The 20,377-nt window shown below is 61.5% G+C and carries 17 protein-coding genes; 6 read left to right on the plus strand and 11 right to left on the minus strand.

Annotation, left to right across the window (positions count from 1 at the left end):
• Positions 1–21 precede the first annotated feature (21 nt).
• From phnC to AC5SSZ_RS15645, 5 genes are all read left to right on the plus strand, one after another.
• Positions 22–795 carry a phosphonate ABC transporter ATP-binding protein gene (gene phnC, locus AC5SSZ_RS15625; protein WP_065271712.1) on the plus strand — a complete coding sequence of 258 codons (774 nt, stop codon included), beginning with the start codon at positions 22–24 and terminating at the stop codon, positions 793–795.
• Complete coding sequence (gene phnE / locus AC5SSZ_RS15630; RefSeq protein ID WP_065271713.1) at positions 792–1,586, plus strand: phosphonate ABC transporter, permease protein PhnE; 795 nt, start codon at positions 792–794, stop codon at positions 1,584–1,586. Before phnC ends, phnE (AC5SSZ_RS15630) begins: the two co-directional genes overlap by 4 nt.
• Positions 1,586–2,395, plus strand: a complete 810-nt coding sequence (gene phnE / locus AC5SSZ_RS15635; protein ID WP_065271714.1) for a phosphonate ABC transporter, permease protein PhnE — start codon at positions 1,586–1,588, stop codon at positions 2,393–2,395. The genes phnE (AC5SSZ_RS15630) and phnE (AC5SSZ_RS15635) overlap by 1 nt, the downstream gene beginning before the upstream one ends.
• 187 nt (positions 2,396–2,582) lie before the next feature.
• The gene (locus AC5SSZ_RS15640; RefSeq protein ID WP_274830440.1) at positions 2,583–3,503 is read left to right on the plus strand and encodes a sulfite exporter TauE/SafE family protein; all 921 of its coding nucleotides are present in this window, start codon (positions 2,583–2,585) and stop codon (positions 3,501–3,503) included.
• Positions 3,504–3,741: 238 nt separating this feature from the next.
• Positions 3,742–6,180 (plus strand): ATP-binding protein, encoded by a 2,439-nt coding sequence (locus tag AC5SSZ_RS15645; protein WP_495438714.1) that lies wholly within the window; start codon positions 3,742–3,744, stop codon positions 6,178–6,180.
• 117 nt (positions 6,181–6,297) lie between these two features.
• On the opposite strand, the gene AC5SSZ_RS15650 is transcribed toward AC5SSZ_RS15645, so the two are convergent.
• From AC5SSZ_RS15650 to AC5SSZ_RS15695, 10 genes are all read right to left on the minus strand, one after another.
• Positions 6,298–7,614, minus strand: coding sequence for a TRAP transporter large permease (locus tag AC5SSZ_RS15650; RefSeq protein WP_495438716.1), 1,317 nt, complete (start codon positions 7,612–7,614; stop codon positions 6,298–6,300).
• A gap of 11 nt (positions 7,615–7,625) precedes the next feature.
• Positions 7,626–8,126 carry a TRAP transporter small permease gene (locus AC5SSZ_RS15655; RefSeq protein ID WP_495438718.1) on the minus strand — a complete coding sequence of 167 codons (501 nt, stop codon included), beginning with the start codon at positions 8,124–8,126 and terminating at the stop codon, positions 7,626–7,628.
• A 63-nt stretch (positions 8,127–8,189) separates the two neighbouring features.
• Complete coding sequence (gene dctP, locus AC5SSZ_RS15660) at positions 8,190–9,161, minus strand: TRAP transporter substrate-binding protein DctP (protein WP_495438720.1); 972 nt, start codon at positions 9,159–9,161, stop codon at positions 8,190–8,192.
• A gap of 257 nt (positions 9,162–9,418) precedes the next feature.
• Complete coding sequence (locus AC5SSZ_RS15665; protein ID WP_495438721.1) at positions 9,419–10,561, minus strand: M20/M25/M40 family metallo-hydrolase; 1,143 nt, start codon at positions 10,559–10,561, stop codon at positions 9,419–9,421.
• 2 nt (positions 10,562–10,563) lie between these two features.
• A complete protein-coding gene (locus tag AC5SSZ_RS15670) occupies positions 10,564–11,730 on the minus strand; it encodes a M20 aminoacylase family protein (RefSeq protein ID WP_065271721.1) in 1,167 nt (388 codons plus the stop codon).
• Positions 11,727–13,412, minus strand: a complete 1,686-nt coding sequence (locus AC5SSZ_RS15675) for an ABC transporter ATP-binding protein (RefSeq protein ID WP_495438724.1) — start codon at positions 13,410–13,412, stop codon at positions 11,727–11,729. Before AC5SSZ_RS15675 ends, AC5SSZ_RS15670 begins: the two co-directional genes overlap by 4 nt.
• 1 nt (position 13,413) lies before the next feature.
• Positions 13,414–14,301: an ABC transporter permease gene (locus tag AC5SSZ_RS15680; RefSeq protein WP_065271723.1), complete on the minus strand. Its 888-nt coding sequence runs from the start codon at positions 14,299–14,301 to the stop codon at positions 13,414–13,416.
• 1 nt (position 14,302) lies between these two features.
• The gene (locus AC5SSZ_RS15685; protein ID WP_065271724.1) at positions 14,303–15,244 is read right to left on the minus strand and encodes an ABC transporter permease; all 942 of its coding nucleotides are present in this window, start codon (positions 15,242–15,244) and stop codon (positions 14,303–14,305) included.
• Positions 15,245–15,322: 78 nt separating this feature from the next.
• A complete protein-coding gene (locus tag AC5SSZ_RS15690; RefSeq protein ID WP_274833220.1) occupies positions 15,323–16,927 on the minus strand; it encodes an ABC transporter substrate-binding protein in 1,605 nt (534 codons plus the stop codon).
• Between the two features lie 103 nt (positions 16,928–17,030).
• Positions 17,031–18,527: a M81 family metallopeptidase gene (locus AC5SSZ_RS15695; protein WP_495438727.1), complete on the minus strand. Its 1,497-nt coding sequence runs from the start codon at positions 18,525–18,527 to the stop codon at positions 17,031–17,033.
• A gap of 131 nt (positions 18,528–18,658) precedes the next feature.
• On the opposite strand from AC5SSZ_RS15695, the gene AC5SSZ_RS15700 reads away from it, so the two are divergent.
• Positions 18,659–19,468 (plus strand): IclR family transcriptional regulator, encoded by an 810-nt coding sequence (locus AC5SSZ_RS15700; RefSeq protein WP_065271727.1) that lies wholly within the window; start codon positions 18,659–18,661, stop codon positions 19,466–19,468.
• A 33-nt stretch (positions 19,469–19,501) separates the two neighbouring features.
• Here AC5SSZ_RS15700 and AC5SSZ_RS15705 read toward each other — a convergent pair whose 3' ends face one another.
• Positions 19,502–20,245 (minus strand): IclR family transcriptional regulator, encoded by a 744-nt coding sequence (locus AC5SSZ_RS15705; protein ID WP_495438730.1) that lies wholly within the window; start codon positions 20,243–20,245, stop codon positions 19,502–19,504.
• Positions 20,246–20,377: the final 132 nt, after the last annotated feature.

Below are 20,377 nucleotides of genomic sequence, written 5' to 3' on the forward strand. Positions count from 1 at the left end.
CGCTATGTCCGAGAGGCCGTCATGCTAGAAATCACCAAACTCACCAAACGCTACGGATCGGGCGATCCGGTGCTGAAGGAGCTGGACCTGACCGTAGAGGGCGATCAGCTGACCTCGGTCATCGGATCCTCCGGCGCGGGCAAAAGCACTCTGCTGCGCTGTATCAACCGTCTGGTCGAGCCGACTTCGGGGTCGATCAATCTGAACGGCACCGAGTTCACCACCCTTGGCCGCCGCGATCTGCGCGCGGCGCGGCGCCGTATCGGCATGGTGTTTCAGGGTTTCAACCTGATCGATCGCCTGACGGTAATGGAAAACGTCCAGTCCGGGCGCCTTGGCTATATCTCGACCTGGGCGGCGCTGACCCGGCGCTATCCGCGCGAAGACATCCGCCACGCCTATGAGCTGATGGAGCGGGTGGGCATCGCCCATTACGCGGACAAACGCGCGGATGAGCTGTCCGGCGGTGAACGGCAGCGTGTCGGCGTGGTACGCGCCCTGATGCAGCGCCCTGAAATCCTCCTGGCGGACGAACCCACCGCCTCGCTGGACCCCAAGACATCGGAACAGATCATGTCGCTGCTGCGGGATCTTGCGAATGAGCTGAACTTGCCGGTGATCATCAACATCCACAATGTGACCGAGGCCAAGGAATACAGCGACCGCATCGTCGGCATGCGCTATGGCCGGATTATCTTTGACGACCTGCCCGATCAGCTGGGCAAGGACGAGATGGACGAAATCTATGCAGGCGTTCCGGCAGAGGACCGCGCCGAGGTCGGGGCGGCGGCATGAGCACGGTCAAGGACACCTGGAAAAAGCCACCCTTCATCGCCAACCCGGTGATGCGCTACGGGCTGTATGCGGCTGTGGCGATCTATTTCGTCGTGACCCTGGCCACCCTGCCCATCGATTGGGACCGTGTGGCGGACGGGATGAGCCGCGCCCAGCGCATCTTCAGCGGGGCATTTCCGCCCAGCTTTGACCGCGCCGGTCTGCTGTTCGATGGTTTCATGGAAAGCCTGAAGATCGCCATTCTGGCCACCGTCGGCGGCATCGCGGTTTCGGTGCCGCTGGCCTTCATGGCGGCGGGCAATATCGCGGTGAAACCCGTCTATCTGCTGGGCCGCGGCATCATCATCGTCGCGCGCAGCTTTCACCCGGTGATCGTTGCAATCATCTTCGTAAAGGCAGTGGGCTTTGGTCCCTTTGCCGGGGCTCTGACGCTGGTGGTCTATTCCATCGGTTTTGTGGCGAAACTGCTGGCCGAACGGATCGAGGAAATCGACTTTGGCCAGGTCGAGGCCATGCGCTCTGCCGGGGCCGGGTTCATCGCAACGCTGGCCTATGCGGTGATGCCGCAGATCATGCCGCGACTGGTGGGTCTTGGCATCTACCAGCTGGACAGCAACCTGCGTGCCTCTGCCGTGGTCGGTATCGTCGGCGCGGGTGGCATCGGCGCCACGCTGGCCAATGCATTCGGGCGCTATGACTACGACTTTGCCCTCGCCATCACCATGGTCATCGTCGGGGTGATCCTGATCTCCGAGGCGGTGAGCGGATTTATCAGGAAGCGGATCGCATAATGACCAATCAGTCTTTGAACCAAACGCTCGACCATTGGTCCCGCTTTACCCTGCGCCAGCGCCTGATGCGTTATGGCGGGCTGGCCCTGACCCTGCTGATCGTTGGCTGGGCACTCAGCAGCATCGACGTGATCTGGGCCTGGGTCTGGGATGCGCCGTCGCAGATGGCGGATCTGTTCGGGCGGATGATGCCGCCGGACCCGAGCAACCTGCCCTCAATCCTTGAAGCAATCTGGCAGACAGTGAATATTGCCACCCTGGCGACGATGATCGCCGTCGTGGTCTCGCTGCCCGTTGCCTATATCGCCGCGCAGAACACCACGCCGAACAAGTTCGCCCTGTGGGTCGGGCGGTTCATCCTCGTCTCCTCGCGGTCGGTGAACACCATTATCTGGGCGCTCCTGTTCGTGGCCATCTTCGGCCCCGGCATTGTGGCGGGGATCGTGGCGATCATGTTCCGCTCCATCGGGTTCCTCGGCAAACTGCTGGGCGAAGCGATCGAGGAAATCGACCGCAAACCGGTGGAGGCGCTGGAGGCCTGCGGAGCCTCGCGGTTCAAGATCGTGCTTTACGCCATCGTGCCGCAGGTGATGCCCGCCTTTTTCGCCGTAGCGATCCTGCGCTGGGACATCAATCTGCGCGAATCCACCGTGCTGGGCCTTGTTGGCGCGGGCGGCATCGGGATGATCCTGCAAGGCGCGATCGACACCTTCAACTGGCCCGAGGTCGCCATGGTCCTGCTGACCATCCTCGCGCTGGTGGTGGTGGGAGAGGTGGTCTCCTCCTTCCTTCGCAAAAAGGTCTTGTAACTCGGATCCTGTGACTTGTGGCGGCCCGCGCGACGTGGGCCGCCATTCTTCGAGCTCTCCCCCCGTTCAATCGGCAAGCCGGGACCGGAGCGCCACGGTTTTTCACATTTGCAAGCCCTTGTCTTGCGCCGCAGATAGCTTGGCCTTAGGCGTAAAAGGGTCCCCTGCCTGAGTGTAAAACCCTGCCATGCAACTTTACCTGCCCATCGCCGAAGTGTCGGTCAACGGTCCCCTGCTGTTGTCCATTGGGCTGGTTGTCGGCATTCTCTCGGGGATATTCGGGGTGGGCGGCGGCTTTCTGATCACACCGCTTCTGTTCTTCATCGGCATTCCACCAGCCGTGGCCGTCGCGACATCCGCAAACCAGATCGTCGCCTCCTCCTTTTCGGCCCTACTTTCCCATATCCGCCGCCGAACGGTGGATTTTCACATGGGGCTGGCCTTGATGGCCGGGGGGCTGGCGGGCTCGACCCTTGGCATCTACATCTTCGACGCCCTGCGGCAACTGGGGCAGGTCGACCTTCTGGTAAACCTGTTCTACGTGTTCTTCCTGGGGCTGGTCGGCTCTCTGATGTTCATCGAAAGCCTGAACGCCATCCGCAAGGCACGCGCACAATCGGGAACACCAAAGCGCAAAGGTACCAGGCGTGACTGGGTGCATGCCATGCCGCTGCGGGTGCGGTTCCGTACCTCTGGGCTTTATATCTCGGTCTTTCCGCCGCTGATCGTCGGCTTTGTCGTCGGGGTATTGTCGGCGATCATGGGGGTGGGCGGCGGTTTTGTCGTGGTTCCGGCGATGATCTATATCCTGGGCATGCCGACGAAGGTCGTGGTCGGCACCTCCCTGTTCCAGATCATATTCGTCTCTGCCTACACGGTGATGATGCACGCCTATACCAACCACACGGTCGATACCGTTCTGGCGGTGCTGCTGATCGTCGGCGGCGTGATCGGCGCCCAGATCGGCACCCGTATCGGGTTGCTCCTGAAGGCCGAACAGCTGCGCATCCTGCTGGCGCTGCTAGTGTTGGCCGTCTGCCTGAAACTGGGGCTTGATCTGGCCTTGCAACCGACCGAGCTGTTCTCGCTGACCCACGTAATCGGGTGAGGCTGGCCTAAGCCGCCTGTACGCCTCGCTCTCTCGCAACCAGAGCCTTTGGCGACCTGGTTCTTTCGCATCGCTTCAGCGAAGAAAAATTGACCATACCTGTTGTTTGGCCGTCCCCTGAGCGCAATTTTTGCCACGGCTGGGGACTGACGTAAGATCGTCTATTGAAACTTCCTAAAGGAACTATCGAATATACCCACAAGGGGTTGATGGCCTCCCGGGCCGGATATGGATAGCAATGATTGAACCTCAGTTTCTCGACGATGATCTACGGTTGCAGTTTATTGCAGACCTGCGCATCGACTTCCGGAATCCCACTCCGGAAATCCAGGGCCTGTGCGATCTGGCCGCGCAACTGGCTGGCACTGAAATTGCTCTTGTCTCGATCGTAGGGGAACGCGAGCAGGTCTTTCTTGCGAGCACCGGCATGGGAGAGACGCGGAGCACCGCGCGTCAGGTGTCCTTCTGCGGGCATGCGATTTGCGACAAGACCACTCTGCTTGTGCCCGACACCCACAGGGATGAACGCTTCACCGATAATCCGCTTGTATTGGGCCCGCCGTATATCCGGTCCTATGCCGGGGCCCTTCTTGAGCCTGAACCGGGGCGCCCGATCGGCACCGTCTGCGTCATGGGGCGGGAACCCAGCAGCTTTTCGCCGGAGGTTATGGCCGGCCTGGAAAAGATCAGCGCTGCAGTGAGTGCGCTGCTGCTTGCACATCGCGACAAACAGAGGCTTGCAGAGGCCGCCTCCCAGAGCGCCCGGATCGCGTTTTGGTCGGACATCATGGAGGAGAGCCTCGAGGAGATCTACGTACTCGATCCCGGCACGTGGAAATTCGTCCTGGCCAACAAGGCTGCAAGGGATAACATCGGCTATTCGATGAACCGGCTGACCGAGTTGACGCCGCTGGACCTTGATCCGAGACTGGATCCGGAACGTTTTGGCATGACGGTGCGAAACCTGATGCAAGGCCAAAACACCTACCGAAGGATCAGCACAGATATGCTGCGGGCGGACGGGTCAACCTATCCGGCAGAGATCACACTGCAACGGGTGTTTAACACCAGCCCGATGATCGTCTGCTACGTGCAGGATACGACCGAACGCTCTGCCGCCGAAACCGCAGCCCGAGACGCTCATGCCAGATTGCAGGCCGCCATCGAGGCGCTGACCGATGGTTTTGTTTATTTCGATGCTGATGAACGGCTGGTGCTGGCCAACAGCCGCTATGTCAACATGTTCTCGGCTGAAACAGCCCCCCTGGTCAAACCGGGTCAATTGTTCGAAGTGATACTGCGCAAGGCTGCCTATGAGGGCTATTACGCCGGTACGGAAGGCGGACGCGAGGAAGAGTTCCTGGCGAAACGCCTTGCGGCCTTCCGCAACCCGTCAGGCTCCAGTCTGGTAACTCTGGAGGACGGGCGCGTTTTCCGGGTCTTCGAACAATGCACCCCCGATGGCGGCTGTGTCGGACTGCGGGTGGATGTCACTGAACTCCATCAGGCACGGGCGCAGGCAGAGGCGGCGAATGCGGCCAAGTCGGCGTTTTTGGCCAATATGAGCCATGAAATTCGCACGCCGATGAATGGCATCCTCGGGCTGGTGCAGGTGTTGACGCAGACCGAACTCGATCCGGCCCAGCGCGAAATGGTCGAGGCGGTCCAGGGCTCTGCCGAGGGGCTGCTGAGCATTCTGAACGATATCCTGGATCTGGCCCGTATCGAGGCCGGCAAGGAAACCTTTGACACGGCCCCGTTCAGCCCGGCGCAGGTGCTGCGGGATGTGGCGCGCATTCATCAGGCTGTCGCCCAGCAAAAGGGGTTGGACCTGCGGTTGGAACTGTCCCCTGAGCTGGAAGGCACCTGGGTCGGCGATGCGCGCCGGATCGGGCAGGTGATCCATAATCTTTGCGGCAACGCACTTAAATTCACGGATCAGGGCCACGTCACCCTGACAGGCAAGGTGTCCACCGAAGGCAATCTGCACCTTTGCGTTTGCGACACCGGGATTGGCATGACGCCAGAACAACTGCGCCGGGTGCGCAACAAGTTCGAACAGGCCGACAACTCGATCACCCGAACATTTGGCGGCACCGGTCTGGGGCTGGCAATCGTCACCGAGCTGACCGAGATGATGGGCGGCGATTTTCAGATAGAGTCGCAGCAGGGACGTGGGACCGAAGCGCGTGTCATCCTGCCGCTGCAACGCGGTACTGCCCCCACTGAGGCAAAAGAGACACCAACGGCTGTCACCGCGACCACCTCCCACCCTGCCGCTCCGATGCGCATCCTCGTTGCCGAGGACAACGCCACCAACCGTCTGATCCTGAAAAAGATGCTGTCCAAATTGGACCATGACCCGATCATGTGTTCGGACGGGCAAGAGGCGCTTGATACCTGGCAGGCGCAGGAGGTCGATTGTCTGCTGTTCGATATATCAATGCCGCGGCTCAGCGGTCTTGAGGCGCTTGCCAAGATCCGCCGACACGTCACGGACACGGGCGGAGAGATGCCGCCTTCCGTCGCCTTCACGGCCAACGCGATGCCGCATCAGATCGAAGAGCTCAAGGCCGCCGGTTTCGATGATGTTCTGACCAAGCCGATCCGGTTTCAGGACCTGTCAGACTGTTTGACCAACCTCGCTGCCCGGGCCGCAAGCCCCAGCAAGGTCTAGCAATATTGGTAGGACCATCTGGTTCTGTCTTTGATGCCAAACCGGCCCCTTAATAGCATGAGAGCCAGCAGAACGCTGGCCCCCTTCACTTTTCAAAAAATTCGCCAAATCAGGGCCTTAATCCATCATCAGCCCCGGCAGCCATGTACCCACTGCAGGCTGCCAAACAAGCAGCGCAAGGATCGCGAGCTTGATCACCAGAAACGGCGTCACGGCTGCATAGATCTGCTTCATGCCGATCCCGTCAGGGGCGACCCCGCGCATCACGAACAGCAACAGGCCGAATGGCGGCGTCAGCAGGCCGATCTCCATCGTCAGCAGGTAGACAACGCCAAGCACCAGATCATTGATCCCCAGTTGCGCGGCCAGTGGCACGAAGACCGGCACCGTCACCATCAGCATCGAGACCTGATCGATAAAACAGCCAAGCAGCAACAGGATCACGATCATGCCTATCAGCACGCCAACCGGGGTCGGATCCACCGCGTTGATCGCCTTGATCAATCCGTTGGTGGCGCCGCTGAAGGACAGGATCTGCGAAAAGGTCTGACTGGCGGCCATGATGAACAGGATCATCACCGACAGCTTCACCGTCTCGATCAGGGCCTTGCCGATCTTCTCGAACGTCAACGCCCGGTAGGCGGCACCTGCGCCCAGCGCTGCAAGGCACCCCAAGGCGGCGGATTCGGTCGGGGTCGCAATCCCCAGAAGCAGGCTGCCGATCACCACCGCGAACAATGCGCTGAGCGGTGCCACGTAGATCAGGAACGGCCGCCACCGTTCGGATAGGGACATCGTCGGCAGATCATCCGGAGGCGCGACCCGCGGGTCCATCAGGCTGCGCAGGATGATGTAAGCCACGAAAGAGCCCGCCAGCAGCAAGGCCGGGACAACGCCTGCGACGAGGAGACCAGAAATGGAGATACCCGCAAGGCTGCCCACCAGAACCGCAAGGGCCGAGGGTGGAATCAGCATGGCGATGGCGCCCGATGCCATAATCGGCCCCATGGCCATGGTCGGGTGATAACCGCGTTTCAGCATGCCGGGCATCATGGTCGAGCCGAGCATGGCCGTATTGGCGATCGTCGAACCGGACAGCGCCGCAAAGATCGTACCACCAAACACCGTTACCACCGACAGGCGCCCGGGTACGCGAGTCACCACCCGCTCGATCGCGTCGATGGCGCGATGGGCGATGCCGGTCTGGAACAGGATCTCCCCCATCAAGATGAACAGCGGGATCGGCGCCATCTGAAAATTCGCAACCGATTGCGTGGCATTGCGCGCCAGTTGCAAAAGGCCCCGATCTCCGCCGAGGATTTCAAAGGCTCCGATCATGGTCACGGTGATAAAGGCAAAGGCCACCGGCAACCCCAGAAGGAGCAGAGCGGCCAGACCGCCCAGCATCCAAGAAAGCGTAACAATCCAATCCATCAGCAGGTCTTTCAGAGGCCAGTCAGCGGCGCATCATCCTGCACCGGACGCGCAATCTTGCGCAGGAATTCAAGGGTACAGAGCAGCATCGACGCGGGCAGCGGGATGAAGGTCCACCATTCGGGGAAGGTGAAGGCCGTGCGCACCATGGAGCCGCGGCCCTGCGATTGCATAAGCGCCTCGAACGCGTACCAGCCCATCACCGCGCAGGTCGCCGCGCCGATCAGGCAGGTCATCACCAATGCGCCGCGCCGCGCGGCAGGCGGCAGGGCGCGGGTGATCAAATCGACCTGCACATGGGCATTGATGTGCAGCACCCAGGGCGCCGCCAGAAAGGTTGCCACCATCAAGGCGTATTCAATCGCATCAAGCGCGCCGTAGATCACCGGCAGGCCAAGATTGCGCAGAACAACGTTGAGCGGGATCACCAGCGTGATTGCCGCGATCAGGCCCGCGCTCAGCACAGCCAGAGCGCGCAACAGCACTGAGAAGGGTTTGTCGAAGAGTGTCATGGCGGCTCCGATTGGGGGCGGCTCTGAAGAGGGGCGGCCCCGACCGGAGCCGCCCTTTTCGTGTTACTTCAGCAGGCAGGCCCGCAGCTTTGCGCCAAGATCAGCGTCGATCTTCATGACCTCGCCCCAGCCCTCTTCCTGAGCGGTGGTGTTCCAGGTCGCAGCGGCCTCCCCTTCGAAGGTCAGCGTCTTGATACCGGCATCTGCCTGTGCCTTTGCCTCGGCCGCGTTGCGTTCGACGTTCATGGCGTTCTGCTCTTCGATCCAGGCCGCGCCCTTTTCCAGCAGCGCGCGCTGTTCGTCATCCAGACCGTTCCAAGCGTCGAGATTGACGAGGAAGTTGACATCGACCTGATAGAACCCCGGATCGACGCGATAAGCCGTCTGTTCGTGCCAGCCGAGATCCAGAACCCCCTGGCTGGGCCAGCCGTATCCGTCGATCGCACCGCGCTCCAGTGCGGTATAGACCTCGCCCGGGGCGGTGCGGACCAGTGTGGCGCCCAGTTTCTCGAACATGGCGCGGTAAACCGGCGTGGTGCGCAGCGTCAGACCGGTCAGGTCGGGGCCTTCCAGCGGTTTGGTCAGATAGAGGTGATAGTTCATGTGATCGCCGACGCGGGCGAGATATTTCACGTTCATCTGGTCCTGGTGGATGCTGTCGACCAGTTCATAACAGCCGTTTTCACGCTGCTCCTGAATGGTGTTCTGGGCCAGATGCAGCGCATCGCCGGTGGGCACGAGGTTCGGGTAGTAGGCGGTGGTGTTGTTGGCAATATCGACGATGCCAGCCTGTACCGCGTTGCCCAGTTCGAACGGCGGCACGGCTTCGGGACCACCCAGAAGCTCGATCTGAACCACGCCCTTGCCGTTCTCGTTCACCCAATCGACGAAGGCTTCGAAATCGCGCGAGAAGGTGGTGCCGGTAGCAAATGCGGTGACAGCCCGCAGCGACACCTCCTCCGCCTGCGCGGCAGATGTTCCCAGAGCGGTGGCCGCGACAAGCGCAATGGTGGCGGCAGATGAACGGAAAGTCATGTATGTCTCCCTGACTGAAATCAGGCGCGCCGGTGGACTTTTTTGGAACGTCCGGTTGTTGTTTGGGCGGCCTGGCGATGGCGGACCATCTGGCGTTTACTTTATGCTTGAAATTTCAAGCCTCAAGTAATTTATGTGCAAAATCAAGTATTTTTTATACATGTATTGCAGGGTCTTACTAAAAATCCCCCGACTCTTTCCAAGGCCGGGGGATCACATCTTGCAACCGGAATATTCGGCAGCCCAGCGCGACCGGATCAGGCGCCCAGACGGCAGTACAGCCCTGCGGCCAGTCGGGCACGTTCGACGAGGCTGTCGATCTCGATATGCTCGTTCAGGGTATGCAAACCTTTGCCGCGTACCCCAATGGAATCGAGGGTCGGAAGCCCCATGAAGCCGGTAAAATTGCCGTCCGATCCGCCCCCGGCAGAGCCTGCGGGCAGCTCGAACCCGATGTCACCCGCGATGGCGCGCGCCACTTCCAGCATCGCCATGGTGCCGGGCTGATCTGGCTCCCAGACCGGGCGGGTGACGCCGCGACGCACCTCCATGATGACATCGCCCTCGGTCGAGTTCAGCGCCATCATCTCTGCGACGCCCTCATCCAGCAGTTCCTGCGTTTTGGCCATGGTCAGCACCTCGGCATCACAGACAGAGGACACGCAGTTGACCCATTTCCCGGCGTTGATCACCCCGACAGAGAAGGTGCAGTCCTCGTTGGTCATGCCTTCGATCACCGCCACGTTGCGGGCCATCTCGGCAATAGCTGATCGCCCTTCGGACAAAGCCCAGCCTGCGTGGCTTGGCCGCCCTCTGGTCTGCAGGTTGAAACGCGCAATCGCGTAGCGGCCGATCACTGCGCCACCATCGGGCCGGGCGGGTTCCGGCACCAGGATATACTGGTGGCGCGCGGCTTCCATCTCGATCAGGCGGCGGGCCATTGGGGTACCGATTTCCTCATCCGGGGTGAAAAGGAAAGTCACTGGCAGGGGTGTTTCGATCCCGGCTGCCAGGATCTGGCGCATGGCTTCAAGGTAGACGTAGTTGCCGCCCTTCATGTCCATGATCCCGGGACCATAGCAAAGGTTGCCCTCGCGCCGGAACGGCAGCTTTTCCAGCGTACCGACCGGGTGCACAGTATCAAGGTGACCTAGCACCAGAATGCCACCTTCGCCCGCGCGGGGATGCGGCATGGTCGCGCGCACACTATCGCCCAGCCCCATACGGCCCGGAATACGCTCGACCCGTGCGCCCAGCGCCGCCAGATCGTGCTGCGCCACATCAATCATGCGGTTCACAGCCGCGGCGTCAAAGGTGGGGCTCTCGGTCTCCACCCAGAGCCGCAGCCCTTCGAGCATCTCATCCGCGTCAAAGGGCAGATCCAAGGGATCTTTCGTCATGCTCAGTTCCTTTTCAGACGGGTTTCGATGATCCGCGCATAGACCGAAGCGCCGACAGGCAGGATCGCATCATCCAGCACAAAGGCGGGGTTGTGCAGCGGCACGGTGCCCGCGTGACCAACGCGGCAGTAGGCGCCCGGCACCACCTGCAGCATATCGGCGAAGTCTTCCGATCCAGTCGCCTGATCTTCGGTGATCACCGCCATATCAGGGCCGACGATGTCTGCGGCAGCTTCGATATAGGCCTGAGACAGCTCCGGGTCGTTCTGCAGCACGTCAAAGACATTGCGCAGGGACACCTCGATCTCGACTCCATAGGCCGCGGCCATACCGGCGCAGAGTTCCTTCATGCGGGCCTCGGCCATTTCGATCACATCGGCGTGGAAATAGCGGATGGTGCCGGCGATGCTGGCGCTGTCCGGAACCACGTTATAGGCAGAGCCGGAATTGAACTTGGTCACCGACAGAACCAGCGGTTTGGTGGGCGGCGTGTTGCGGCTGACGACGCTTTGCAACTGCTGCACCAGCGCGGTGGCAATCACGATCGGGTCCTTCGACTGGTGTGGCATGGCGGCATGGCTGCCGGTGCCGGAGACGGTGATGTCAAAGAAACTGGCCCCGGCCATCGCCGGTCCGGGCGTGATCTCCACCCGCCCCGGCTCGCCATTGGGACTGTTGTGCATGCCGTAGATCTCATCGACCGGGAATTGTTCGAACAGGCCTTCCTCGATCATCCGGCGGGCGCCGCCAAGACCTTCTTCGGCGGGCTGGAAGATCAGAACGGCGGTACCGTCGAAATCGCGGGTTTCAGCCAGGTAGCGGGCAGCCCCCAGCAGCATGGTGGTATGGCCATCGTGGCCACAGGCATGCATCTTGCCCGGGTTGGTCGAGGCAAAAGAAACGCCCGAAGCCTCAACGATGGGCAGCGCATCCATATCGGCGCGCAGGCCGATGCGACGGTTGCCGCCCCCCTGCCCCTTGATGATCGCGACAACGCCGGTGCCGCCCAGACCTTCGTGCACCTCGTCAACGCCATAGGCGCGCAGCTGCTCTGCCACGATGCCAGAGGTGCGGGTTTCTTCAAATCCCAGCTCGGGATGGGCGTGCAGATCCTGACGGATCGCGGTCAGCTCGGCGGCGAAATCCTCAATCTTGGGAAGAACGCTCATGCATAATCTCCTGCTATCTGTGACGCGCCGGGGAGGGCGCGAAAGTTGGCAAAGTCCCAATGGCGGCCGGGAGCGGCCTCGATCAGGCTCTGGGTATATTCATGGGCCGGGTTCGCCAGCACATCGGCGGCGCGGCCCTGTTCCACCACGCGGCCGCGCTGCATGACGATGACATCGTCGCAGATCTGGGCAGCCACGCGCAAATCGTGGGTGATAAACAACATGCCTATACCAAAACGTGCCTGCACGTCGTCCAAAAGCTCCAGCACCTGTGCCTGTACGCTGACGTCCAATGCGGAAACCGCTTCGTCCGCGACCAGAAGGTTCGGTCGCATGGCCACGGCCCGGGCGATGGCAATCCGCTGACGCTGCCCACCAGAGAACTGATGAGGATAGCGGTCAAGCGCGTTGCGCGGCAGGTCCACCAGCTCCATCAGATCACCGGCATGGTCCATGGCTTCGTCTTTCGAGGTGCCAAAGTTGATCGGCCCCTCACACAGCGAGCGCGCCACGGTCCAGCGCGGGTTCAGCGAGCGATAGGGATCCTGAAACACGATCTGGAAATGCTTGCGATGAGGCTGCAACTGGCGGCGGCTGAGGCGCGCAACCTCGGTGCCCGCAACCGCGACCGAGCCGTCCGTGGGATCGATCAGCCGCATGATGCAGCGCGCAACGGTGGATTTGCCAGAGCCGCTTTCACCAACGATGCCAAGGGTTTGTCCCGGCGCAATGTCGAAATTCACATCCTGCGCGGCATGCACCTCGTCATTTTTTCGGAAGACACCGCCGCCGCCATAGACCTTTTCCAGCCCGCCGACTTTCAGCACCGGCTCGGCGCCCGTGGGCGCACGCGGGGCGCGGGGCGCCAGGTTCGGAACCGCCTGCAAAAGCTTGCGGGTATAGTCCTCCTGCGGCGCGGTCAGCAGCTCGGCAATCGGCGCGCGTTCCACGATCTGGCCCTGCTGCATGACGCAGACGGTATCAGCGATCTCGGCCACAACGCCCATGTCGTGGGTGATGAACAGAACAGCGGTGCCGTGGCGCTCCTGCATCTCGGCGATCAGCTTTAGGATCTGCTGCTGGGTGGTGACATCCAGAGCCGTTGTCGGCTCATCCGCGATCAGCAGATCCGGGTCCAGCACCAGTGCCATGGCGATCATGATCCGCTGGCGCTGCCCGCCCGAAAGCTGATGCGGAAAGGCGGAATAGATGCGCTGCACATCCGGCAAGTGCACCTGCTCCATGATGTCAAGCGTGCGTGCCTTGGCCTCAGCTGCCGACAGATCGGTGTGCATACTCAGCACCTCTTCAATCTGTTCACCGACCCGCAGCACCGGGTTCAGCGCCGTCATCGGCTCCTGAAAGATCATCGCCACGCGTTTGGCGCGCAGCTCGCGCATCTGCGACGCGCTGGCGGCGGTGATCTCCACCTCCTTGAGGTCGATGCGCCCGCCGGTGATCTCAAGCGCGCCCTTGGGCAACAACCCCATGGTCGCCAGCGAGGTCACCGATTTGCCCGAGCCGCTTTCGCCCACTAGGCACAGGGTTTCACCGGCGCGGATATCGATATCGATGCCGCGCAGGACCGGATCGGTCATGCTGGTCCCGCTGAGGCCGACAGTCAGGCCGCGAATGGTCAGAACCTGTTCCGCCTGCAAGAAGTCCTTGGATTTGAACTGCATCTTATGCCTCCCGTTTCTTCAGACGCGGATCCAGAAGGTCACGCGCGGTATCGCCCAGAAGGTTGATCGACAGAATGCAGAGCGACAGCATCACCCCGGGCCAGAAGATCAAACCCGGCTTGATCTGGAAGAAGGTCCGCCCCTCGGCCATGATATTGCCCCAGGTCGGGATCTCGGTGGAAACGCCAGCGCCCAGGAAGCTGAGGATCGCTTCGATCAGGATCGCGGAGGCGCAGATATAAGTGCCCTGCACGATCAGCGGCGCCAATGTGTTCGGCATCAGGTGCTGGATCAGGATCTTCGGCATCGAAGAGCCCAGCGCGATGGCCGCCTCCACATAGGGTTCCTCGCGCGCGCTCAGCACGACCGAGCGCACCAGCCGCACCACGCGGGGCACCTCGGGGATGGTGATGGCGAGGATCACCGAATGCAGGCTCGGCCCGTTGAGGGCAACCAGCGCAATCGCCAGCAGGATCGCCGGGATCGCCATCAAGCTGTCCATGATCCGCATGATGACCCCGTCGGCAGCGCGGAAGAAGCCCGCGACCAGACCGATGGCAAGGCCGATGGCGACGCTGACCACGGCCGCGCCCACGCCGATCAGCAGCGACACGCGGCCGCCAGTCATCACCCGGCTGAAGATGTCGCGGCCGTATTGGTCGGTGCCCAGTATATGTGCCTCTGACGGCGGTTTCAGACGCGCCAATGCATCCATCGAAAGCGGATCATAGGGCACATAAAGCGGCGCCAAAAGCGCGGCCAGCACGATGAGCGTCAGCATCAGCGCGGCCAGCATCGGCCCCAGCCCAAGGCGAGCGCCCGCAGGCAGCGACAACAGGCGGATCAGCGGCTGAAAGGCGCTCTGACTGGAGGAAGAATGATCGGTCATGTCAGTAACGGATCCTCGGGTCAAAGAAGGAATAGGAGATGTCCACCAGAAGGTTCACCAGCACGTAGATGCCCGCCGTCAGCAGGATCATCGCCTGGATCACCGGGTAGTCACGCGCGAGGATGGCATCGACAGTCAGACGCCCGATCCCGGGGATGTTGAACACGCTTTCGGTGACCACCACGCCGGAAATCAGAAGCGCAAAACCGGTACCGATGATGGTGAGGATCGGAACCGCCGCATTGCGCAGCGCATGGCGGAACAGCACGGTGTTCTCGCGCACGCCCTTGGCGCGGGCGGTGCGGATGTAATCCTCTCCCAGCACCTCAAGCATGGAGGCGCGGGTCATGCGCGCGATCAGCGCCACATAGATGGTGGCCAATGTCAGCGAGGGAAGGATGGCGCGGATGAAGAAATCGCCCAGCCCGTCGGTAGGGGAGGCATAACCCTGTACAGGTACCCAGCGCAGCTCAATCGCGAAGATCTGGATCAGCACATAACCGATCACGAAGACCGGCACCGAAAAGCCGAGGACAGAGAAGGACATCACCGCAAAATCGGCCCAGGTCCGGTGGCGCCAGGCGGCGATCACCCCCATCGGCACGGCCAGCAGGACCGAGATGATGATGGTCATCAGGGCGATATTGATGGTCGGCCCCAGGCGATCCCCGATCATGTCGGCGACCGAGGTGTTGGAAATCAGGGAGGTCCCGAGATCGCCCTGGAGCATCTGCCCGGTCCAAGTGAAGAACTGCACATGCAGCGGGTCATTGAGGCCAAGATTGTCGCGGATCCGTTCAAGCTGTGCCGGAGTGGCGGCGTCGCCTGCAAGAATGGCTGCCGGATCGCCCGGTGTCAGCCGCAGCAAAAGAAAGACGAAGACGGCCACGATGATCATGACTGGAACGGTCGCCAGGACGCGCTTCAGGATATAGCTGAGCATAGACAGCTACCTTTTGAATTAGTGTGGAAAAGCCGGGGCGCGGGAGAGTTCCGCGCGCCCCGGAAGTCGGGGGAGGGATTAGTCTTCCTTGGTCACGTTCCAGAACACCGGAACCGGCGAGGGAATCATGTTCTGGATCGCGTTCTGGCGTGCCTGCGGCATGGTGTATTCGCCAAGGTGGATGTAGTTCACGTTGTCCATCACGTGTTCCTGGATCTTCACCGCAACCTCTTTGCGTTCCGCATCGGAGGCCGCCGCGACAAAGTCGGAGCGCAGGGCTTCGATCTTCTCATCCGAAGGCCAGCCGAACCAAGCATCGTCGCCACGGCCGTTGACCATCACGTTGATCAGCGGGTCCGAGATTTCAGGCACCATCCAGTTGGTGAAGAAGATGTTCCAGCCACCTTCTGCCGGGGGCAGCTGCTGGGCACGACGGTTTACAACGGTCTGCCAGTCCATCGGCTGCATGTCGACGTTGAAGCCCGCTTCGCGCAGGGCCTGCGCCGCAACTACCGGCTGGTTCGACAGGCTGACCACATCGGTCGGCGCCATCAGCACGATGGGGGTGCCATCATAACCGGCTTCTTCCAGCAGGGCCTTTGCCTTGTCCGGATGTGCGCCGGAAGTGATCGCTTCGGCACCGGCCTCGTCGCCCAGCGGCGTGTCACAGCCAAAGATCGCACCGCAGACCTTGTAGTAGGACGGATCGCCCATCATGGTCGCCAGCACGTTTTCCTGGCTCAGCGCTTCCAATGCGGCCTGACGGACCTTCGGATTGTCAAACGGCGCGTGCAGGAAGTTCGGGCGGCCAATGGTCACGTAGCCCAGCGGGTCGCGGGTTTCGACAGTGACATCCGGTGCGGTTTGCAGGATCGGCAGCAGGTCGACCTGAACCTGTTCAAGGTAGTCGATTTCACCGGCAGCCAGCGCGTTGATGGCGGTCAGCGAGTCCGGCATGGTGGTCCAGACCACCTTGTCGACGTTCACGACCTTGCCGCCAGCCATCCAGCTCGCTTCTTCGCTGCGCGGCACGTAACCATCAAACTTGCTGTAGGTGACCGAAACGCCGGGTTCGTATTCATCGGTTTCAAAGACGAAGGGACCGGAGCCGACATATTCGGTGATGGTCTCATCAGCCGAGGTCTCTGCCACACGCTTGGGCATGATGAAGGGCGGAACCGCCGACTGTTTGGAAATCACGTTCATCAGCGGCGGGAAAGGTTCGGACAGGGTCCAAACGACGGTCTTGTCGTCGGTCGCCTCAAGGCTTGCAGTGACGTCAAAAATCATCTGACCGCCACTGTCACGCTTGCCCCAGCGGGTCAGCGAGGCAACAACGTCTTCACCGGTGACCGGCGCGCCATCGTGGAACTTCAGCCCGTCGCGCAGGGTGAATGTATAGGTCAGCCCGTCGTCAGAGACCGCAAATTCGGCCATCTGGGGCTGCGGCTGGAAGTTTTCATCAACGGCGGTCAGGACGTCATAGACCATGTAGCCGTGGTTGCGGGTGATATGCGCAGTGGTGATCACCGGGTCCAGAACACGGAGGCCCGAGTGCATCACAGCCGTGATCACCTTTTCTTCTTCGGCCTGGGCCGCAAGCGGTGTCAACATGGTGGCACCCGCCATCAGCGTTGCAGCCATGCTGCCGCGCAGGGCGGAAAGGGGACGAAGTGTTTTCATTCTTGTTTTCCCTGTTGTTGTGAGGAGGAACGGTTCTGTTGTTTTTGGTTTTGGGCTCCGGCGAAACACCCGCCGAAACCAGGGCGCAGGGCGCCGTATGAGTTCAGGACCCGAAGACGGGTCCGTTGGGGGACAGGCGCAGGCCTGTCCGCAGCCGCGTGAACGGCAGGTCTGCCGGGCTGAAGGCCATCGGCCCCGGCGCCAGACAGACCAAGGTTTTCCCGGCGATCGGATCGAAATCCGCCCGGAAATGGGTTGAGCTTTTGAGAACGAGAATGGATTGGTCCTCAGGCGTGATGCCGACAAAGCGGAACATCTCGCGGTCGGCGAGCTGGGCAATCTGGCTGGTGACCACCACCCGCACGTCGCCGATCCGCAGGCAGGCTGCGGGGCTGAGATCGAGCCAGGTGCCCCCATAATAAGGACCGGTCGCCTGCAGCTTGTCCGTGACCAGCCGCTCCACCACCGCTTCGGTTTCAAACGGAACGTCCTCGGGGAAATCCGGGTGCCCGCCAAGGGACAGCGTCACGCTGGCCCCCTCCCCCGCAGCAAAGGCGCGCGAAACGGACTCAGGATCCACGATCAGGCCAAGGGCTGCATTCTGTGCCTCCGCTTCGACCAGCGCACCTAGCATGCCTGTTGTGGTGGCAGCGCCGCCAGCACCGGGGTTGTCCTGCGTATCGGCCAGCACGATGGGCCCCTTGACGCCCGCGTCCAGAAGCCGCTGCGCCTCGGCCACGCCTTCGGCTGCCGTGTAGGTCCGGCTGTCAAAGGCGCTTTCGGCCTCCCCATAGGCCGCCGCGATCTGATCGACCGCAGCGTCTGCCGCCTTTTGTGTCGGGGCAAAGGCGATTGCGCAGGGGCCACAGTCAGGAATATCCGCTGCCGGGAAACCCATGAACAGGGAGGCCGCTGTGCCTGCATCGTCCATTTGCGCGACCGAACGATAAAGGGATGCGGCAGGCTCCATCGTCGTGCTCTGGAACGAGATCGGCACCATATAGGGCAGGCTGCGATAGGCCTTGGCCGGGAGGGTTCCGCTGCGCAGGATATCATCCAGCAGCCGCGCCGCGCGGGCGCCTGTCTCGGCCATGTCCACATGCGGATAGGTGCGAAAACCGGTCAGCACATCGACCATTTCCACCAGCCGCCGCGAGATATTGCCATGCAGGTCCAGCGCCGCGGCAATCGGCACATCCGGTCCAACGACCGCCCGCACACGAGTTGCAAGCTCACCCTCGCCATCATCCAGATGAGTGGTGACCATGGCGCCGTGCAGATCGAGGAAGACACCATCCAGCGGTCCGGCCGCCCGGATGCCCTCTACGATGCGTTTGGCGATGCTTTCAAAGGCCTCTTCGGTCACATGCGCCGACGGGATTGCCCCCGCCCATAGAACCGGCTCCACCTGCCAGCCGCGCTCTGCCGCGACGGTCAGGGCACCGCTGATGCCCAGATTCACACCCTTGCCCGCCTCCAGCAGCGCCGCGCCTTCGGTCAGCGGGATATAGCCGCCGCCCTGCTGAAAGGCCGGTAGATCCGCGGGGTTGGGCGCGAAGGTGTTCGTCTCGTGAAGAAATCCGGCCAGGGCGACCCGCATCAGTCATCACTCCGTAAAGAACAAGGTTGCCGCAACGGCAACCTTGTTAAATGTATTATATAGTGATACAGTTGTATCATGAATCAATCGTAGGCATCCAATTTCGGATTCGTCAACACTCAGGCGGACTCATGCGACCCAATGTCAGAACAACCCCGGGCAAAGAGCTGAAATTCGAAGCAGAAGAGGGCGATGCGCTTTTTGTGCGTTCTGCGGCGCGGGCCATGCAGGTCCTTGCGGCCTTTCACGGGGTCAACAAGGCGCTTAGCCTCAGTGAAATCGCCAAGCTGTCGGGGCTGGATCGCTCCGCCACCCAACGCATCGTCCACACGCTGGCAAAGCTGGACTATGTCCGGCGCAGTTCGGATGATCGCGGCTATCTTCCCGGCCTGCGCCTTCTGGATCACACGCTGGATGTGCTGCGGCTCGACCCCTTGGTGCAAAAGGCAACGCCGGTCCTGCTGGAGCTGCGCCGCTCCCTGCGGGAACGTATCGACCTCAGCCTGTTTGACGACACCCGGATGATTTACGCCTTCCGCATCCAAAGCAAACGCGAGACGTTTTACGCCACTCTTGTCGGCCACAGCGTTCCGGCCTTTGCCACGGCGGGTGGGCGCGCGGCGCTGTCGCTGATGACCGATGATGAGGTCCGGGAGGTTCTGGGCAGGTCCGAATTGATAGAATACACCGCCGCAACCCGCACCGATCCCGAAGAAATTCTGGAGCAGGTCCGGATTGCACGTACCAATGGCTATGCGGTGATCGTCGATGAATACCTGCGCGGCGAAGTGGCCATCGGCGTCGGCATTTCACGCGACGGGCGCCCCATCGGCGCCATCCACGTTGCAGGCTCGCTCTCTGAATGGTCGCAGGACGAATTCGAACGTCAGGCCGCGCCGGTGGCGATGGAAGCCGCACGCGATATCATGGCCAGCCTGTAGGGGCTTTGACCACGGCCAAACCGGGCGCCGTTGTTACCTATGCGGTGGTGTAATCGAGTTTGCGACATCCAGCAGATAAGGCACCAACTCGCGCTCGACCCGCTCAATCGTCCAGTGGAAGGCAGAGACAGAACATTGCACCGACGCGCGGGCGATGCCGTTGGGGCCGCGGATCGGTGCTGAAATCCCGATCTCGTTCAGGATCATCTGATCCTCTGTCAGACTGAACCCACGTTCTGCGGTTCGGGTGATCTGCCGTCCCAGTTCTTCGCGGTCCATGGTGGTGCGAGCGGTCATCTGCCGCAGCGGCCAGTTTTCCAGTGCTTCCGCAACATCCTCAGGCGCCCAGGTGGACAGAATCGCCTGCCCGGGCGAAGTGGACAGCGCCGGCAGGCTGCGCCCGACCAGCATCGCTTCGAAGTTGGTGCGCTGGCAGGGCAGCCGGGTGACATAGACGATATTGGTGCCGGAGATTTCAGCCAGGTTCACCGTTTCGCCCAGCCGCTGTGACAGTTCGATCAGCTTTGGCATCGCCAGCGCCACCAGGTGATCGGACCAGTAATAGGCATAGGCCAGCCCGAGCCAGGCATGGGTCGGACGGAATCTCTTGGTCACCGGATCCCGGTTGAGAAAGCCCTCGACCGCCAGGGTATTGGCCAGCCTCTGCACCGCGCTTTTGTCCATTCCGCTGAGCTTGACCAGTTCGGTCAGCGACAACTCAGTATGGTTGCGGTCGAATATTTTCAGTAGTTTCAGACCCTTGGCCAGAGAAGACACATAAAGCGTGTCCTGCTTCCGGGGGGGAGCACTGTTATCGCCACCGGCGTCACCGGACATTTTTCGACTTGACGACATGGGACAGCCTGCCCTCTTATGACATTATTGTGATAGCAAGTATCATATAATAAT

This window comes from Phaeobacter sp. CC-HEC084 (assembly GCF_059429255.1).

Bases quoted from the DNA above. Each gene is read 5' to 3' on its own strand.
- phnC (WP_065271712.1), top strand. From the start codon at position 22: ATGCTAGAAATCACCAAACTCACCAAACGCTACGGATCGGGCGATCCG.
- phnE (WP_065271713.1), top strand. From the start codon at position 792: ATGAGCACGGTCAAGGACACCTGGAAAAAGCCACCCTTCATCGCCAAC.
- phnE (WP_065271714.1), top strand. From the start codon at position 1,586: ATGACCAATCAGTCTTTGAACCAAACGCTCGACCATTGGTCCCGCTTT.
- AC5SSZ_RS15640 (WP_274830440.1), top strand. From the start codon at position 2,583: ATGCAACTTTACCTGCCCATCGCCGAAGTGTCGGTCAACGGTCCCCTG.
- AC5SSZ_RS15645 (WP_495438714.1), top strand. From the start codon at position 3,742: ATGATTGAACCTCAGTTTCTCGACGATGATCTACGGTTGCAGTTTATT.
- AC5SSZ_RS15650 (WP_495438716.1), bottom strand. From the start codon at position 7,614: ATGGATTGGATTGTTACGCTTTCTTGGATGCTGGGCGGTCTGGCCGCT.
- AC5SSZ_RS15655 (WP_495438718.1), bottom strand. From the start codon at position 8,126: ATGACACTCTTCGACAAACCCTTCTCAGTGCTGTTGCGCGCTCTGGCT.
- dctP (WP_495438720.1), bottom strand. From the start codon at position 9,161: ATGACTTTCCGTTCATCTGCCGCCACCATTGCGCTTGTCGCGGCCACC.
- AC5SSZ_RS15665 (WP_495438721.1), bottom strand. From the start codon at position 10,561: ATGACGAAAGATCCCTTGGATCTGCCCTTTGACGCGGATGAGATGCTC.
- AC5SSZ_RS15670 (WP_065271721.1), bottom strand. From the start codon at position 11,730: ATGAGCGTTCTTCCCAAGATTGAGGATTTCGCCGCCGAGCTGACCGCG.
- AC5SSZ_RS15675 (WP_495438724.1), bottom strand. From the start codon at position 13,412: ATGCAGTTCAAATCCAAGGACTTCTTGCAGGCGGAACAGGTTCTGACC.
- AC5SSZ_RS15680 (WP_065271723.1), bottom strand. From the start codon at position 14,301: ATGACCGATCATTCTTCCTCCAGTCAGAGCGCCTTTCAGCCGCTGATC.
- AC5SSZ_RS15685 (WP_065271724.1), bottom strand. From the start codon at position 15,244: ATGCTCAGCTATATCCTGAAGCGCGTCCTGGCGACCGTTCCAGTCATG.
- AC5SSZ_RS15690 (WP_274833220.1), bottom strand. From the start codon at position 16,927: ATGAAAACACTTCGTCCCCTTTCCGCCCTGCGCGGCAGCATGGCTGCA.
- AC5SSZ_RS15695 (WP_495438727.1), bottom strand. From the start codon at position 18,527: ATGCGGGTCGCCCTGGCCGGATTTCTTCACGAGACGAACACCTTCGCG.
- AC5SSZ_RS15700 (WP_065271727.1), top strand. From the start codon at position 18,659: ATGCGACCCAATGTCAGAACAACCCCGGGCAAAGAGCTGAAATTCGAA.